Source organism: Brucella sp. JSBI001 (genome assembly GCF_026014005.1).
In the GTDB taxonomy this organism is placed as follows: Bacteria; Pseudomonadota; Alphaproteobacteria; order Rhizobiales; family Rhizobiaceae; genus Brucella; species Brucella anthropi.
In genome coordinates this window covers 2,136,402-2,150,710 of the sequence record NZ_CP110339.1, presented here as the reverse complement: position 1 = coordinate 2,150,710, position 14,309 = coordinate 2,136,402, and the positions used below count along the sequence as shown (strand labels likewise).

Here is a 14,309-nt window from a genome sequence, read left to right as displayed (position 1 = left end):
TCGGTGACCGCCATGTTCCGAGTTATCCATCGTTGGGCGGGACTTCTTCCCGCGTTGCTCCTGATTGTGCTCAGTATCAGCGGTGCAGCCCTGTCGATCTTTCCCGCTGTCGAAAGTGTCTCGTCTCCACAGGGGGAGTTGACACTTTCGACCGCCGATCTGGCGGCGCGTGTTCAAGCGGTCTATCCGCAAGTAGAGCAAATCCGGCGGACGCCGTCCGGCCGGATGACGGCCTATTGGTTTGATAACGGTGCGCCCCGGGCGACGGTCATTGACCCCTCTACTGGTCAGGGTGTCGCGTCCGCCGATCCCAATCCGGTCGAACGTTGGCTGACAAGTCTGCATCGTTCGCTCTTTCTCGATGATAGCGGCCGCATTGTCATGGCTGCTGGTGCTGCCGCCATGCTGGTGCTGAACCTGACCGGGGTGGCGCTTGTCGTACGACGGGTCGGAGGCTGGCAGCGCTGGTTTTCGCGCCTGCGTGGCCCGCTTTCCGGGCGTCTGCATGTTGAAATCGCTCGGCTGGCCGTAGCGGGACTTTTCCTTTCGTCTGCAACGGCCCTGTGGATGACGGCTTCCACCTTCGATCTCTTGCCGGACGGCGCGGTGTCGCCGGTCATGCAGACCGAGGCAAGCGGCCGGACCGGAGCGCTACCGGCTACGATGGAACCGTTGCGGCAGATTCAGGTTGCGCAATTGCGCAGCCTGTCATTCGCCGATCCGTCTGACCCCACGGACATTCTCACCCTCAAGACCGACCGGGGAACCGGTTATATCGATCAAGGCACGGGCGCGCTTCTCGGCTGGAGCGATCTGACTGGGTGGCGACGCCTGTCGGAAACAATCTATATGCTGCATACAGGACGGGGGGCTTCCGTTTTGGGGCTGCTCCTTGGCCTGATGGCTCTTGGCGTTCCGGTCATGGCGGGTACGGGCGTTTTTCTCTGGTCCGACGGGCGTCGCGGAAGGCCGCGCATTCACGAAAACTGTGCAGCAGGACGAGCGGAGACAATCATTCTCGTCGGCAGTGAAGGCGGTAGCACATGGGGTTTTGCAGCAACATTGCATGCGGCGCTGTCCAATTCTGGCCAGACGGTTCACGCTGCGCCGATGTCGGCCTTTGATCCAGGTCGTTATCGGCAGGTCCGGCGCATTATCATTTTGGCCGCTACCTATGGCGAAGGCGATGCGCCCGCTTCGGCCAAGGGGTTCGTTGAAAGGCTCTCGCTTCAGGCAGCGGATTCGGCAATTCCGCTGGTTGTGCTCGGGTTCGGCGACAGTAGCTTTCCTGCCTACTGCGGTTTCGCGCGGGCGGTGACGGAGACGGCGCATGCCGCCGGATGGAGAATGCTCATACCCTTTGACACAGTGGACCGTCAGTCGCCGCAGGCTTTTGCCCGATGGGGGCGGAAACTCGGTGCTGCGGTGGGCATAGACCTGGAACTCACGCACCAGGCCGTTCAACCCGCCGCCGTCCCGCTTACGCTTGTGTCGCGCCGTGATTATGGTGCCGAAGTGCAAGCGCCCGCAGCAATCCTGCGCTTTGCCTTGCCGAGGCTTTCCTTCTGGCAGCAATTGCGTGGCTGCGGACTGGGGCGCTTTGTGGCCGGCGATCTCCTCGCCATCGTTCCTTCGGGATCAACCGTTCCCCGGTTTTACTCACTGGCTTCTGGACGCAACGATGGCTTTGTCGAGATCGTCGTGAGAAAACATCCGGGAGGGCTATGCTCTTCCCAGCTCTTGGAACTGGAGCCTGGAGACACGATCAGCGCTTTCCTGCGTCGCAATCCAGATTTCCATGCGGAGGATAGAACACATACGCCCCTGATATTGATCGGTGCCGGAACCGGAATCGGGCCTTTGGCGGGCTTCATCCGCGCCAATACGCGGCATCGCCCGATCCATCTGTTCTTTGGAATGCGCCGGATGAATAGCGATTTTTTCTATGGCGACGAACTCCGCGAATGGAAGCAGAAGGGGCAAGTTGCGCAGATTAGCTCTTGTTGTTCACGCGGGAAAATGCCGCGCTATGTGCAGCATGCTCTTCGGGAGGAAGCCGATGAAGTCACTCGGCTGATTCAGGAGGGGGCGCGGATCATGGTGTGTGGCGGACGCGATATGGCCAACGGAGTCTCGTCGGTTCTTGTCGACATTCTGGGTTCCACAGGGCAGACATTGGCCAATCTCAAGGCGGAGGGACGTTATGTCGAAGACGTCTACTGAGATGCAACGTTACGCTTTGAGCGGGCCTACCATGGGTACACGTTGGTCGGCATTGTTCTCTCAAACAGCGGGGTTCGATCCCCAACCCGTTCGGGTCGCACTTCAGGCGGCAGTGGACGCAGTGGACGGTGCAATGTCCACGTGGAAGCCCGATAGCAGACTGATGCAGTTGAACGCCGCGCCGGTGGGACGCTGGATAAAGGTGCCGCAGCAACTGCTGGACGTTTTGCGCCTTGCGCTCGACATTGGCCGTGCATCAGGCGGCGCGTTTGATATTGGTATGGGCGACGCCGTGAGCGCTTGGGGTTTCGGGCCTTCGGAGGCTCACCGGGAGCAGATACGGGCAGCGCTTGAGCGCAAGCGCCGACCCGCTCATGAAATCCTGGAACTGGACATCGAGGCAGGAATGGTGCGAAAGACAGCTCCCGTTTCGCTCGATCTCAATGGAATTGCCAAGGGATATGGCGTGGATCGTCTGGCGGATGGGTTGCTGACTTTCGGGATTTCGTCCGGCCTCGTCGGAATCGATGGGGAGGTGCGGACGCTCGGGTTGCGTCCAGATGGCAGTCCTTGGTCGATTGCAGTAGAGGCTCCTGACTATGATCGTCGGGCAGCTCATTCGGTTCTCGCCCTTCAGGATGCGGCGGTCGCCACCTCGGGCGATTATCGGCATTGGATTAATGTCAACGATTACCGCCTGTCGCACACCATGGACCCAAGTCGCGGTGCTCCCTTGATGGGGCCTCCGGCGTCAGTCACCGTCGTGACAGGTACCTGTGCCGAAGCGGATGCATGGGCAACAGCGCTAATGGTGCTTGGTCCGAAGACCGGCGCGGTACTGGCAAGGCGGTTACGCTTCAATGCTCTGTTCTTATTGCGTGCTGGAGGAACAGCAATTCGGTGTGAAGCTGTAGGTGACTTATTCACCAGTTCACATTCTGATTTACCATGACGTCCATTTGCCGATGTTGGGTGAGATTCTCAACGCCCGAAGCGCATTGAGGATGACAGCGACGTCAATTATCTCCTGGAGCAATGCACCCTGAACAGGTTTTAGATAACCGAACGCTGCTACGATCATGGCGATTACAGAAAGACCAATCCCAACCACAACACTTTCGACAGCAATACGCCTTGATCGCTTGGCAATTTCTATCCCGGCGCGAAGTCTGTCTATTCTATCTACGAGAAGAACGACATCGGCCGCTTCTGCCGAGGCCGCCGCTCCCCTCGCACCCATGGCAACGCCGACATCAGCCGCTGCAAGTGCGGGCGCGTCGTTGACCCCGTCTCCGACCATCATCACGGGGCCGTTCTTACGCTCGCTGAGCACGGTCAGTACCTTTTGATCGGGTGAAAGCTCGGAGTAGATGGCATCAAGCCCCAAGCCCTTGGTAATGCGTTTGGCCACTGCAGCACGATCACCTGTCGCCAGCACTAATCGCTTTACGCCGTCCTTGCGTAAGCCGCGTAACGTATCGACCACTTCGCCGCGCAAGGGATCGGCCATAATGATATAACCCGCGATGCTGCCATCTATCGCGACTGCAATCAGTGCCGCTCCAGCTTCTGTATGGGGGATTTCACTCAGTTTCGCATTGACCTGTCTCTCAACGAAGCTGTTTCCGCCGACAACGACGCTTTTGCTATCAACCCTGCCAGCCACGCCATCTCCTGCCAGTTCGCTGACGTCGGTCGGCAATACAAGATTTATACCGCGCCGCTGAGCGGCCAGTACAAGAGCCTGCGCCATCGGATGTTTGGATACCTGGTCTAGGGAGGCGGCGAAACGCAGTAGATCATTTTCGCTCAATCCTGGCTGCGCGTTGATTGAAGTAATTTGTGGGCGGCCGTCTGTCAGTGTTCCAGTCTTGTCCAGCACCAACGTGTTGATACGAGTCATGTTCTCCAATGGACGAGCACCCTTCACCAGTACGCCGAAATGAGCGGCGCGCGATAGTCCGGCAACAAGAGCGACAGGTACCGCCAGGATGAGAGGACATGGCGTCGCCACGACGAGAACGGCGACCGACCTTATCGGGTCTCCCGTGAAAAACCATGCGCAGAAGGCGATTAAGACAGTCACTATCAGAAAGCCGATAGACCATTGGTCTGCCAGCCTCGACATTGGGGCTTTCGAATGCTGGGCCTCTTCCACGAGGCGAACGATGCCAGCGTAGGTGCTATCTTTTGCTTCGTGTCTGGCAACAATATCGAAGGCATCGCCAGCATTCACTGATCCGCTCAACACATCGGCTCCGGATGTAAGCGAAATCGGAAGTGACTCTCCCGTCAAAGCAGACGTGTTTACGAAAGCTTTTACTGAAGTTACACTTCCGTCAACGGGGATGACGTCTCCCTGACGGATCAAAAGGCGGTCACCCGGGCGAATAGTATCAACGGCAATCTCGTCGAGATGGTCATCGATATAACGCATTGTCGTTCGGGGTACACGAGACAGCAAAGCGTGCATCTCACGGCGTGCCCGTCCTTCGGCAAAGCTTTCAAGAAAGGCCCCGCCGGTATACATAAGGGCGACAATCGAAGCTGCCAGCATTTCCCCAAATGCCAGAGCGGCCGACATCGACATCGCCGCGACGATGTCCAGCCCGAACTCCTTTCGCAATAGACTTCGGAGAATTTCGACGAGCAAAGCCGCCAGCACAGGCAGAGTGGCTATAGTCCAACTTAGCCGTGCCCCGTATGAGTAACCGGAGAAATGCAAGCCAAGCCCGATCACAAGTCCGCACAAGGCAAAAATCAAAAGGATTGTCTTTGATCGATCTTCACCCAAGTACCGCATCTTTGTGGTCTTCCAAGCTACAGAATGAGCGTATTATAATGCGCATTGTCCGGCGTCTTGCCAACGATGATCATTCTTCTTGGTAAAACTCGATCCAAAAAGTTTGACAGCGATCATCAGACCGCTGTGCCGACCAGAGCCCCAATACCAGCCGTGATTGCCATGGCCAATGCGCCCCAAAAGGTGACGCGAACGGTTGCCTTAAGCATATTAGCTCCTCCCGCCTTGGCGCCGATAGCGCCTAGAAACGCCAGAAACAACAAGGAAGAGATAGCAACCGCGTAAAGCAAGATGGATGGAGGCGCGATGACCGCCATCAGTAAGGGTAGGGCGGCCCCGATCGAGAACGTGGCCGCTGAGGTCAGCGCGGCTTGCACAGGCCGTGCTTCCATGTGTTCGACAATTCCCAGCTCGTCACGGGCATGCGCTTCCAGAGCATTGCGTGAGGTCAGCTGTACTGCCACCAGCCGCGCCAGTTCCGGGGTTAGGCCGCGATCAATATAGGCTTGCATCAATTCATCGAGCTCTGCTTCGGGCTGAGTTTCGAGTTCCTTGCGTTCTCTGGCAAGATCTGCCAACTCCGTATCGGATTGAGAACTGACAGAAACATACTCACCCGCCGCCATGGACATCGCGCCTGCGACAAGGCCCGCGATGCCAGCGACCACTATCTGCGTCGTTCCCGTCGAAGCAGATGCGACGCCCATAATGAGGCTGGCCGTTGAGACAATACCATCATTGGCGCCGAGTACCGCTGCGCGAAGCCATCCGATCCGGGATACGAGATGGCTTTCTGTATGCAATCGGCTCATTGAGGTACCTCCGGACATTGGATGCATATCATCTTACCTCTATCGAGACCCTTTGCTAGTGGCCTGAAAATTTGAAGTTATAGAATTCTTCTTCCGGCGATTGGGCTTTTGCCTTTTTCGTTAGAGTTTCTGCGCAGGTTTTGAGAATCTTCCTTTTCGAGGGAGGCTTGAAAAGCTTAATATTATACATTATAGTATATTATATAATATTAACGTCGGAGGTAGAGATGCCCGTCACCAAAATAACTGAGAAGCTGTCGGTGTCTTCGCAGCCAAACGCGCAAGAACTCAGTGTACTCGATCGAAGCGGCTTCAAAACGCTGATCAACAACCGTCCCGATAATGAAAGCGCAGACCAGCCCGGAAGCCAAGCGGAATGCGATGCAGCCCACCAATGCGATCTCTCTTATGCATATATTCCAGCCACAATGAATACGATCACTGAAGCCGATGTGCGTGCGTTTCAGGCGGCGGTCAGAAAATCTGACGGCCCCGTGCTGGCGCATTGCAAAACAGGTACGCGTTCGCTCAACCTTCATCTTATCGGAGAGGTGTTGGATGGACGCATGTCTGTTGAAGACGTCGTACCATTCGGACATCAGCTCGGCTTTGATACCAGTGTCGCGGCATCGTGGCTCCTACACTTTGCTGACCATCGACCGCAGGTGAAAGGCTTTTTCGACAAGAGAACCTCCAGCGTTCAGTACGTGGTGTCCGATCCGGCAACTGGTATGTGCGCAATAGTGGACCCCGTTCTCGATTTTGATGAAAAGTCGGGGTCAACGGCGACGATCAATGTCGATGCAATTCTCGATTACGTTCGCGATAACAGCCTGACTGTCGAATGGATTCTAGACACCCATCCACATGCCGATCATTTTTCTGCAGCCCAGTATCTGAAGGAGAGAACCGGCGCGAAAACAGCGATAGGTGAGCATGTAACCGACGTCCAGAAGCTGTGGAAGGGAATATATAACTGGCCCGAGCTTGCCACCGATGGCTCACAATGGGATCGGCTGTTTGCCGATGGCGAGACGTTCAGGATCGGTTCCATTGATGCCAGGGTTCTGTTCTCGCCGGGGCATACGCTCGCCTCCATCACTTACGTGGTGGGCGATGCCGCCTTTGTGCATGACACAATCTTCATGCCTGACAGCGGTACGGCACGTGCGGATTTTCCCGGCGGCGATGCGAGAGCACTTTGGAAGTCGATCCAGAACATCCTAGCACTTCCAGATGAGACACGGATATTCACCGGACATGATTACCAGCCGGGGGGGCGTGCGCCGCGTTGGGAAAGCACTGTGGCGGATCAAAAGAAGTACAATTCGCACCTGGCGGGCGCATCGGAAGAGGCCTTCGTTGCCTTACGGACCAAGCGCGACAAAACGCTGCCAATGCCAAAGCTCATCTTGCATGCGCTACAGGTAAACATACGCGGCGGACGACTGCCTGAGCCAGAAGCCAACGGCAAGCGCTACCTGAAGTTTCCACTGGATGCATTGGAAGGAGCTGTATGGGAATGACCAAAGACATAACGGTAATGATGAAGGCCGGACTATCTTCGGCAGAACTGTCCTTGCGGGCGGGCGAAGTGGCTGACTTGCTAAAGACATTGTCCCATCCAGCCCGTCTGATGATTGTCTGCAGCCTGGTGGAAGGCGAATATTCCGTTGGCGAGCTGGAGGAAAAAGTCGATGTTCATCAACCGCATCTATCGCAGCATTTAACAGTGCTACGCAGTTCCTCAATCGTTGAGACGCGTCGGGAAGGAAAGCAGATATTTTATCGGCTCACCGAAGACAAGGCGGCGCACCTGGTCGCCTCCCTTTACGACATCTTCTGCGTGGAGAAGGCAAAATGAGCACATACCTGTCTTCGCTTACTGGAGGAATGTTGATCGGCACTTCCGCCGCGATGCTTCTGATCCTCAATGGCAGGATTGCGGGAATAAGCGGAATTGTCGGACGCCTCGTACAGGGAAGTACACTGTCGACCAACCTCGCCTTTGTTCTGGGGCTCGTATTAGGGCCAATCATATATCTGATGGTGTTCGGTAATTGGCCAGCTGTTCAAACTACTGCCGGGTGGCCGCTGATCATCGTAGCCGGGCTTCTTGTCGGCTTTGGTTCGCGCATGGGATCTGGCTGCACCAGCGGTCATGGTGTCTTGGGGTTGGCTCGTCTGTCACCGCGATCCATGGTAGCGGTTACGACCTTTCTGACAACCGGGGTGATTGCTGTTACAGTGCTGAGAGGTCTGGGTCTATGAACCGCAAGATTTATCAATTCTGCGGGGCTCTTGCCTCAGGTGTTGTTTTCGGCTTCGGACTGTCGTTGTCCGGAATGCTCAACCCCGTCCGCGTCAAGGGCTTTCTCGACATTTTCGGCGCATGGGACCCAAGTCTTGCCTTTGTTCTCGGTGGAGCCGTCATCGTTGCCTTCGTTGGCGTTCAGATAACGAAACGAATGCGGCATCCTGCGTTCGACGACAGTTTTCATGTGCCAACGAACCGGCGTATCGACGCGCCTCTTATCATAGGCTCGGCGCTGTTCGGTCTGGGATGGGGCATTGGCGGCTTTTGTCCTGGTCCCGCTATTGCGTCGCTTGCGGTTGGGCTGCCACAAACCGTTCTGTTCGTCATCGCCATGCTGGTGGGGATGATCGTGCATGATAGAACTGGGAGCAGACGGAGTTGAGTAGCTCTTTCTTTACGGCAGTTGGCTCCGGAGGTGTTGTGGGCTTCATGCTGGGATTGCTCGGTGGCGGCGGCTCAATCCTGGCAACACCGCTACTCTTGTATGTTGTCGGTGTGAGCCAGCCCCATGTCGCCATCGGTACGGGTGCACTTGCTGTTTCGGTCAACGCGTTCGCGAATTTTACGAGCCATGCGCTGAAGGGGAACGTCTGGTGGCGCTGTGGCGCTGTCTTCTCTGCACTAGGCGTTATCGGGGCACTTATCGGTTCCAGTCTTGGAAAAGCTTTAGACGGTGATCGTCTCATCTTTCTGTTCGGCATCCTCATGATCGTCGTTGGACTGTTCATGTTGAAGCCCAAAAAGAGATTGGACGTCGAGCGCCGCCCGGTCGACCTAAGAATGTGTCTCGTTACAGCAGCTATAGCTCTTGCCTCTGGCGCGGCATCCGGATTCTTCGGTATCGGCGGGGGCTTCCTGATTGTGCCCGGTTTGATGTTGGCAACAGGTATGCCGATGATCAACGCAATCGGCACGTCCCTTCTCTCGGTGGGCGCTTTTGGACTGGCCACGGCTTTGAACTATGCCAGTTCCGGTCTAATCGACTGGTGGCTTGCAGCTGAGTTTATCGGAGGTGGCATTATAGGAGGGGTATTCGGAATGATGCTCGCCACGCGATTGAGTGCATACAAGAACGTCTCAAACCGAATATTCGCCACGATAATCTTCATGGTTGCGGCATATATCCTGTATCGCAACTCTATTGGCGTGAGATAACTAAGCAATTGGCAGGCTTGCGCAGCGGTAACCCAGTGAAATCTGAATGGTCGCCCATCCGACAGCCTCTGCATTTCGGGCGCGTTCAATGAACCCGCGGTCTCTAAGCAGAACTTGATGCCATTATCATAAGAGAAAAAAAGCTATTGTTGCCAATGACATAACTAAAACTGCCAACCACCCCAGACTAACCATCCATGTGGGCGCCGTCAGTCGCCCCGTAATACGTCTGTTGGTCGCCATTGTCAGCAGGACTATCATCAGAGGTGTAGCCAGCACGCCATTGAGAAATGCGGACCAATACAAGGCGCGAATAGGGTCTATTGCGATGAAACTGAGAACGACACCGCCAATCGTTGCAATAGCGATCGTGCCATAGAACGACTTGGCTTCACGAGGACGCCGATCAAGGCCCTCAGGCCAGCGAAACATCTCCGCAACGGCGTAAGCCGCGGAACCAGCCAGTACAGGAACTGCAAGTAATCCAGTACCGATAATGCCGATCCCGAAGGCGACGAATGCGAACTCTCCGGCGATCGGCTTCAGGGCCTCCGCAGCCTGGGCCGATGTTTTGATGTCGATAATACCGTTCGCATTCAGTGTGGACGCGGTGGCTATAATAATAAATAGGGCAATGATATTTGAGATCGCCATTCCGATCAAAGTGTCGGTCTTGATCCTAGTAAGCTCGGCATGCGCTGTCTTGGGAGATGCCAATAGCCGCCGAACATGTCTGCGATGCAACTCCTCAACTTCTTCCCCTGCCTGCCAAAAAAAACAGGTAGGGGCTGATCGTTGTACCAAAAACTGCAACCAAAGCCATGGCATGCTCCCTGTCGAAGACAAGACGGGGTATGAGTGCACCTTGTAACGCCGCGTACCACGGCACATTAACCGTCATTACCACTGCGGCATATGTAAGAAGCGAAAGAGCCAGCCATTTGAGAACAGAAGCGTAGCGCCTATAGCTCACCATGACTTCGAGCGTTACGCATAGGGCTGCACAAACCAACGTATAGAGGATCTCGGGGCCGCCGGCAAATAGTCGTACAGCTGCTCCCATCGCCGCAAGATCTACCCCGATGTTGATGAAATTTGCGAGGAATAAAAACACAACCGCCCCACGCAGTAACCACGGCGAATAATGTCGGCGCAAGTTTTGCGCAATTCCTTGTCCGGTTACAACGCCGATACCAGCACTCACACCTTGCATCGCAGCCATTAACGGATAGCTGAACAACATCGTCCATCCGAGCGAATAGCCAAACTGCGCTCCCACCTGGCTATAAGTTGCGATCCCGCTCGGGTCATCGTCTGCGGCCCCGGTAACCAATCCCGGACCCAGGACGCGCAGGAAAGTCTGAGGCCGGTAGGGATGCCCATCGGGGCAAGGCGGCGAGTTGTTCTGTTCCGTGTAGGCTCTGAATGATGAATAGGTGCATTTGGACATAAACAGTGGCGGTGTAGTTCTATTATATATACTACGTCGATTGAAAGATTAGAAAATCGATATTCTGTATAGTTCATACGCCCTTCTGCTGAAAAGCCATTCTATGGCTCTCTTGATACGTTTATTATTTTTATAGTCTATCTTACGACAAGCACGGACTTTTTCCCCAACGTGACGATCTCATTTGCCTGGCTTCCCAGAAGCAGGCGCTGTGCCCCGGAATACCCGCGGGTTGCAACAACAATGAGATCACATCCGATCGAGTCGGCTGCTTTTAGAATAGCATCTGATGGTATTGGATTGACCAGGTGCAGAACGTTGACTTTGAGGTCGATTTTCCGCGCTGTGTCCTGGGCGTTTTGAAGAATTCTTTCCGCATGTTTTTTCCAGCTTTGATCATACCTATCTACGATGGCCTTATCATCAAACATTCCACCAAAGATACCGGCGCTGCTGTACGGTGCGGTCACTGTTGCCACTGTGGCATCACAATCTAACGCTTTTGCCAGAGCCAGACCCTGCTCAACACAGCGATCAGCAAGATCGGATCCGTCGGTTGCGATCAGGATATGTTTGTACATACTAAGCTCCTTTATCTCAGCGAGAAGTCGCCACCAACCACTGCCTAGGAGAGCCGCCCACCTAGTATACTCATGGGCAACTGTTCGAAATCAGGTATTCTTCCAATATTTCCGTATAAATTGTATCAAAATCCGTGAACATACAAAAGATACGCCATTGTTGGTAACGGAAACCTATTCTGGCTAGCGCTCGTGGACAAAGGTTGACTGCAGAATCGCTTTTTGATTCAAGGCTGCCATTTGGAGGCTGCTTTGGGCGAACGGATAGGTTTGACAGACGAGGAATGGTCGGTAATCAGTCCGCTTCTACCTGCTGAAAGTGGGCGTGGATGCCGCCCTGCTCAGGACAATCGGCGTTATTTCGAAGGCACGCTGTGGATGGCGCGTACAGGAGCGCAATGGCGGCATCTGCCTGATGAATACGGCAAGTGGAACAGTATCTTCCGCCGATATCGACGCTGGGTCGAGACCGGTGTTTTCGAGGCAATGCTTGAGACACTGGCCGAACTGGTGGAACGGGAGCGAAGTGCCGACATGATCGACAGTACCGTCGTCCGGGCACACCATTGTGCAGTCGGCATAAAAAGGGGACTCAAGAGACCGAGGCGCTTGGCCGATCGCGCGGCGGTTTCACAACCAGGTTCCATGCCCGGTGCGATGCGAAAGGCCGACCGCCAGGCTTCGTCCTGACGCGCGGACAAACGCATGATACTCAAGGCTTCGCGCCGTTGTTCTGGATGATCTCCGACCAGATCGAGGCGCTCCTCGCCGACAAAGGGGTACGACGCTGACGCCATTCGCGAAGAGATCGCCAGCGCCAACATCGAGGCCGTCATTCCAACAAAGAGCAACAGACGCCACCCAGTCCCGCACGACAAAGCCAAATACAAATGGCGTAATCAGATCGAGCGCCTCTTCAACAAGCTCAAGCACTGGCGACGGGTCGCAACCCGATAGGACAAGACCAAGGAATCCTACCTCGGTTTCGTCACAATCGCTGCAGTCAAACTATGGATACCCTTTGTCCACGAGCGCTAGAGGGCCACCATCAGTTCGTCTCTGGAAGGGCTGGCATATGGACGATAAAGGCGCGTACAGCCTGTTCTTGACTGGCAATCTGTGTAAAAGGCAGCGGCGAGCGCTTGGCTTGGTGCCGAACTTGATGTCCTTGACATGAAATCAGAAACACCAACACGCCAACCAATTGCTCCGTTTTCTGAAAATCTGGCGCGCACATTCGTCCCATACGAGTTATCGCTTCTGGCCGGTTTTCGTGCGCGGTTTATAGATAGACGGGTGTGGGTATTACGTCATCGGCCATGCGCGCTGTCAGCAAGGTCATAGGGGAGGGTGATTGGTCGACGAGGATGAACAGGACTTATGCAATCTCGGTCGATGCAATCAAGGTCATCAACCCAATGAAAAAGAGTCCGTCTCGAGGCTATCCATTTTGTCTGCCATGGGGTGGGCAGCAGTCTGGCGGCTGTTTCCTGGGAAAAATGACAACGGGACATTCGCTTTGAGGTTTACGGCCTATTCTTCCCCTGGTGATCTATCAAGACTGCCTGCTGCCATCGGCTTGGCGCTTTGTCGGTGCGGTGAACGCAGCCCGCCCAACAGCATGGGCGTTTCTTGCCTTCCAACAGTTCGTCACAGGTTCGTTCAATGCGACGCCGGCGCGTCTTTGGCTGTTTTGCATCATCCACCCAGCAGATGAATTCATTCCGGCCGAGCGGCGTCAGGCTTTCCCACAGCACGAAGACATTCGGATCCGATAGCAGGGCAGCCTGAAGATCCTCGCGTGCCTCGTGAACAGTGCCATGAGGAAAAGTGTTCGCCATGCAACCTCCAAATAATGCGGCTAGCAACCCGGGCGGCGATCCATTTGACCGCCGTCGTCAGGTTACTTTTTTGCCCTGCGCCAATGTGTGTGCTACAACGGCGTTTGCGTGCCCGTGTCCCATTCCTTGCTCGTTCTTCAACATTGCGACGAAATCCATATGCTTTGCCGGGATACCCTTACGTACTAACTCCTGCCAATGGAAGAGGGGACGCCCGTACTTCTTTCAATTGAAGGTAAGTAGGAGGCTGGGCCCTTGGCCGGTTCGTCGGTCAACAGTGAATCTACCCCATATTGTCGGTAGCACCAAATATCGCCCGAACCGGGAATGAGCGCAATATGCTGCGATGGGCAGCTTTCAGTCAAGTGTCACCATGAACTTCACGGCTGAATTGGGGGCGGAAGTGGTCATCAAACCACCTGGATTCAAGTTTCACAATGAGCGTCAGCCTTTGAAAATTTTACGGATCGGAGAACAGTCCCGCTATTGCTGAAAACGGCGACAGGCATTCTTGACTCTACGGCAAAAACAAATGAGCCGCTAACAAATATTCCGCCCAATTACTTATGCGAGCGTCTTTCGACGTCGGTGTCGCTCTCGCGAGTCTCGATGAGAGACTTGAGCAGTCGCCAGTGGAGAAAGGGAACATCGAAGAGTTCTGGTTTGTCGAGACCTTTCATCGCTGTGGTACAATGAGGAGTTGGTCGAGATCGAGGACTCGATGCTGCAGAAGGTGGTTTGCGATATTCGCTCAACCGATCACGCCCTGACCATTACCCGCGATGGGTTGACAAGCCAAACACATTTGCTGTCGTTCAATATGGACTGCCTAAAAACTCTTCGTGTTGATCGGCGGGTCATCGCGATTTCGAAACACAGCTACGCGCCAGTCTTGACGGGCAGATTGCCGGGATCGACCTCGGTTTCAAAGAGCATGACCAGTTGTTGCTAGCGCGCTAGATGTTAGGGCGGCGGCTTACCGGCCGTCGCGCCTCGTCAAATCTGCCGGGTTCATTGAACTGGTGCTGGCGAGGCCATTGGTTTCAGCCAGCATAATCGCCACAAGCACGATATCTCACCCCGTGCTGCCCTTCTCGTCTTGCGTGAAATGATCGGAGGGGCGGAGG

General features: G+C 55.1%; 14 protein-coding genes and 1 pseudogene. 8 read left to right on the top strand and 7 right to left on the bottom strand.

The window, feature by feature from the left end; genetic code table 11:
* Positions 1-12: 12 nt before the first annotated feature.
* Positions 13-2,223, top strand: a complete 2,211-nt coding sequence (locus tag LJ361_RS10125; protein ID WP_194531721.1) for a PepSY domain-containing protein — start codon at positions 13-15, stop codon at positions 2,221-2,223.
* Positions 2,204-3,175, top strand: coding sequence for an FAD:protein FMN transferase (locus LJ361_RS10120; RefSeq protein WP_063620596.1), 972 nt, complete (start codon positions 2,204-2,206; stop codon positions 3,173-3,175). Before LJ361_RS10125 ends, LJ361_RS10120 begins: the two co-directional genes overlap by 20 nt.
* On the opposite strand, the gene LJ361_RS10115 is transcribed toward LJ361_RS10120, so the two are convergent.
* The gene (locus LJ361_RS10115; protein WP_063620595.1) at positions 3,167-5,026 is read right to left on the bottom strand and encodes a heavy metal translocating P-type ATPase; all 1,860 of its coding nucleotides are present in this window, start codon (positions 5,024-5,026) and stop codon (positions 3,167-3,169) included. The genes LJ361_RS10120 and LJ361_RS10115 overlap by 9 nt on opposite strands.
* 116 nt (positions 5,027-5,142) lie before the next feature.
* A complete protein-coding gene (locus tag LJ361_RS10110) occupies positions 5,143-5,838 on the bottom strand; it encodes a VIT family protein (protein WP_063620594.1) in 696 nt (231 codons plus the stop codon).
* Between the two features lie 227 nt (positions 5,839-6,065).
* Between LJ361_RS10110 and blh the strand changes: the two genes are divergently transcribed.
* Genes blh through LJ361_RS10085 form a run of 5 tightly spaced genes read left to right on the top strand, consistent with a single transcriptional unit; the run spans position 6,066 to position 9,310 of the window.
* Positions 6,066-7,364, top strand: a complete 1,299-nt coding sequence (gene blh, locus LJ361_RS10105) for a bifunctional sulfur transferase/dioxygenase Blh (protein ID WP_063620593.1) — start codon at positions 6,066-6,068, stop codon at positions 7,362-7,364.
* Positions 7,355-7,702, top strand: a complete 348-nt coding sequence (gene bigR, locus LJ361_RS10100) for a sulfite-sensing transcriptional repressor BigR (protein ID WP_094514968.1) — start codon at positions 7,355-7,357, stop codon at positions 7,700-7,702. The genes blh and bigR overlap by 10 nt, the downstream gene beginning before the upstream one ends.
* On the top strand, positions 7,699-8,109 hold the full coding sequence (locus tag LJ361_RS10095) for a YeeE/YedE family protein (RefSeq protein WP_063620592.1): 411 nt from the start codon (positions 7,699-7,701) through the stop codon (positions 8,107-8,109). The genes bigR and LJ361_RS10095 overlap by 4 nt, the downstream gene beginning before the upstream one ends.
* Positions 8,106-8,537 carry a YeeE/YedE family protein gene (locus LJ361_RS10090; RefSeq protein WP_063620591.1) on the top strand — a complete coding sequence of 144 codons (432 nt, stop codon included), beginning with the start codon at positions 8,106-8,108 and terminating at the stop codon, positions 8,535-8,537. The genes LJ361_RS10095 and LJ361_RS10090 overlap by 4 nt, the downstream gene beginning before the upstream one ends.
* Positions 8,538-8,584: 47 nt before the next feature.
* Positions 8,585-9,310, top strand: coding sequence for a sulfite exporter TauE/SafE family protein (locus LJ361_RS10085; protein ID WP_413775048.1), 726 nt, complete (start codon positions 8,585-8,587; stop codon positions 9,308-9,310).
* Positions 9,311-9,436: 126 nt separating this feature from the next.
* Here LJ361_RS10085 and LJ361_RS23480 read toward each other — a convergent pair whose 3' ends face one another.
* The 3 genes from LJ361_RS23480 to LJ361_RS10075 form a co-directional block, all read right to left on the bottom strand.
* Complete coding sequence (locus tag LJ361_RS23480; protein ID WP_320109277.1) at positions 9,437-10,138, bottom strand: NRAMP family divalent metal transporter; 702 nt, start codon at positions 10,136-10,138, stop codon at positions 9,437-9,439.
* Entirely contained in the window at positions 10,059-10,643 is a 585-nt protein-coding gene (locus LJ361_RS23475) for an NRAMP family divalent metal transporter (protein ID WP_320109276.1), read from the bottom strand. Before LJ361_RS23475 ends, LJ361_RS23480 begins: the two co-directional genes overlap by 80 nt.
* A 254-nt stretch (positions 10,644-10,897) precedes the next feature.
* Positions 10,898-11,341 carry a universal stress protein gene (locus LJ361_RS10075; RefSeq protein WP_063620589.1) on the bottom strand — a complete coding sequence of 148 codons (444 nt, stop codon included), beginning with the start codon at positions 11,339-11,341 and terminating at the stop codon, positions 10,898-10,900.
* Between the two features lie 252 nt (positions 11,342-11,593).
* On the opposite strand from LJ361_RS10075, the gene LJ361_RS10070 reads away from it, so the two are divergent.
* A complete protein-coding gene (locus tag LJ361_RS10070; protein ID WP_080692061.1) occupies positions 11,594-12,031 on the top strand; it encodes an IS5 family transposase in 438 nt (145 codons plus the stop codon).
* Between the two features lie 836 nt (positions 12,032-12,867).
* On the opposite strand, the gene LJ361_RS10065 is transcribed toward LJ361_RS10070, so the two are convergent.
* Together LJ361_RS10065 and LJ361_RS10060 are read right to left on the bottom strand one after the other, a co-directional pair.
* Positions 12,868-13,182, bottom strand: a complete 315-nt coding sequence (locus LJ361_RS10065) for a YdeI/OmpD-associated family protein (RefSeq protein WP_063620588.1) — start codon at positions 13,180-13,182, stop codon at positions 12,868-12,870.
* Positions 13,183-13,239: 57 nt separating this feature from the next.
* A pseudogene (locus LJ361_RS10060) lies at positions 13,240-13,457 on the bottom strand (DUF4287 domain-containing protein).
* Positions 13,458-14,309: the final 852 nt, after the last annotated feature.

Excerpts from the sequence above, each read along its gene's own strand:
- LJ361_RS10125 (WP_194531721.1), top strand. The coding sequence starts at position 13 with ATGTTCCGAGTTATCCATCGTTGGGCGGGACTTCTTCCCGCGTTGCTC.
- LJ361_RS10120 (WP_063620596.1), top strand. The coding sequence starts at position 2,204 with ATGTCGAAGACGTCTACTGAGATGCAACGTTACGCTTTGAGCGGGCCT.
- LJ361_RS10115 (WP_063620595.1), bottom strand. The coding sequence starts at position 5,026 with ATGCGGTACTTGGGTGAAGATCGATCAAAGACAATCCTTTTGATTTTT.
- LJ361_RS10110 (WP_063620594.1), bottom strand. The coding sequence starts at position 5,838 with ATGAGCCGATTGCATACAGAAAGCCATCTCGTATCCCGGATCGGATGG.
- blh (WP_063620593.1), top strand. The coding sequence starts at position 6,066 with ATGCCCGTCACCAAAATAACTGAGAAGCTGTCGGTGTCTTCGCAGCCA.
- bigR (WP_094514968.1), top strand. The coding sequence starts at position 7,355 with ATGGGAATGACCAAAGACATAACGGTAATGATGAAGGCCGGACTATCT.
- LJ361_RS10095 (WP_063620592.1), top strand. The coding sequence starts at position 7,699 with ATGAGCACATACCTGTCTTCGCTTACTGGAGGAATGTTGATCGGCACT.
- LJ361_RS10090 (WP_063620591.1), top strand. The coding sequence starts at position 8,106 with ATGAACCGCAAGATTTATCAATTCTGCGGGGCTCTTGCCTCAGGTGTT.
- LJ361_RS10085 (WP_413775048.1), top strand. The coding sequence starts at position 8,585 with ATGCTGGGATTGCTCGGTGGCGGCGGCTCAATCCTGGCAACACCGCTA.
- LJ361_RS23480 (WP_320109277.1), bottom strand. The coding sequence starts at position 10,138 with ATGCCATGGCTTTGGTTGCAGTTTTTGGTACAACGATCAGCCCCTACC.
- LJ361_RS10075 (WP_063620589.1), bottom strand. The coding sequence starts at position 11,341 with ATGTACAAACATATCCTGATCGCAACCGACGGATCCGATCTTGCTGAT.
- LJ361_RS10065 (WP_063620588.1), bottom strand. The coding sequence starts at position 13,182 with ATGGCGAACACTTTTCCTCATGGCACTGTTCACGAGGCACGCGAGGAT.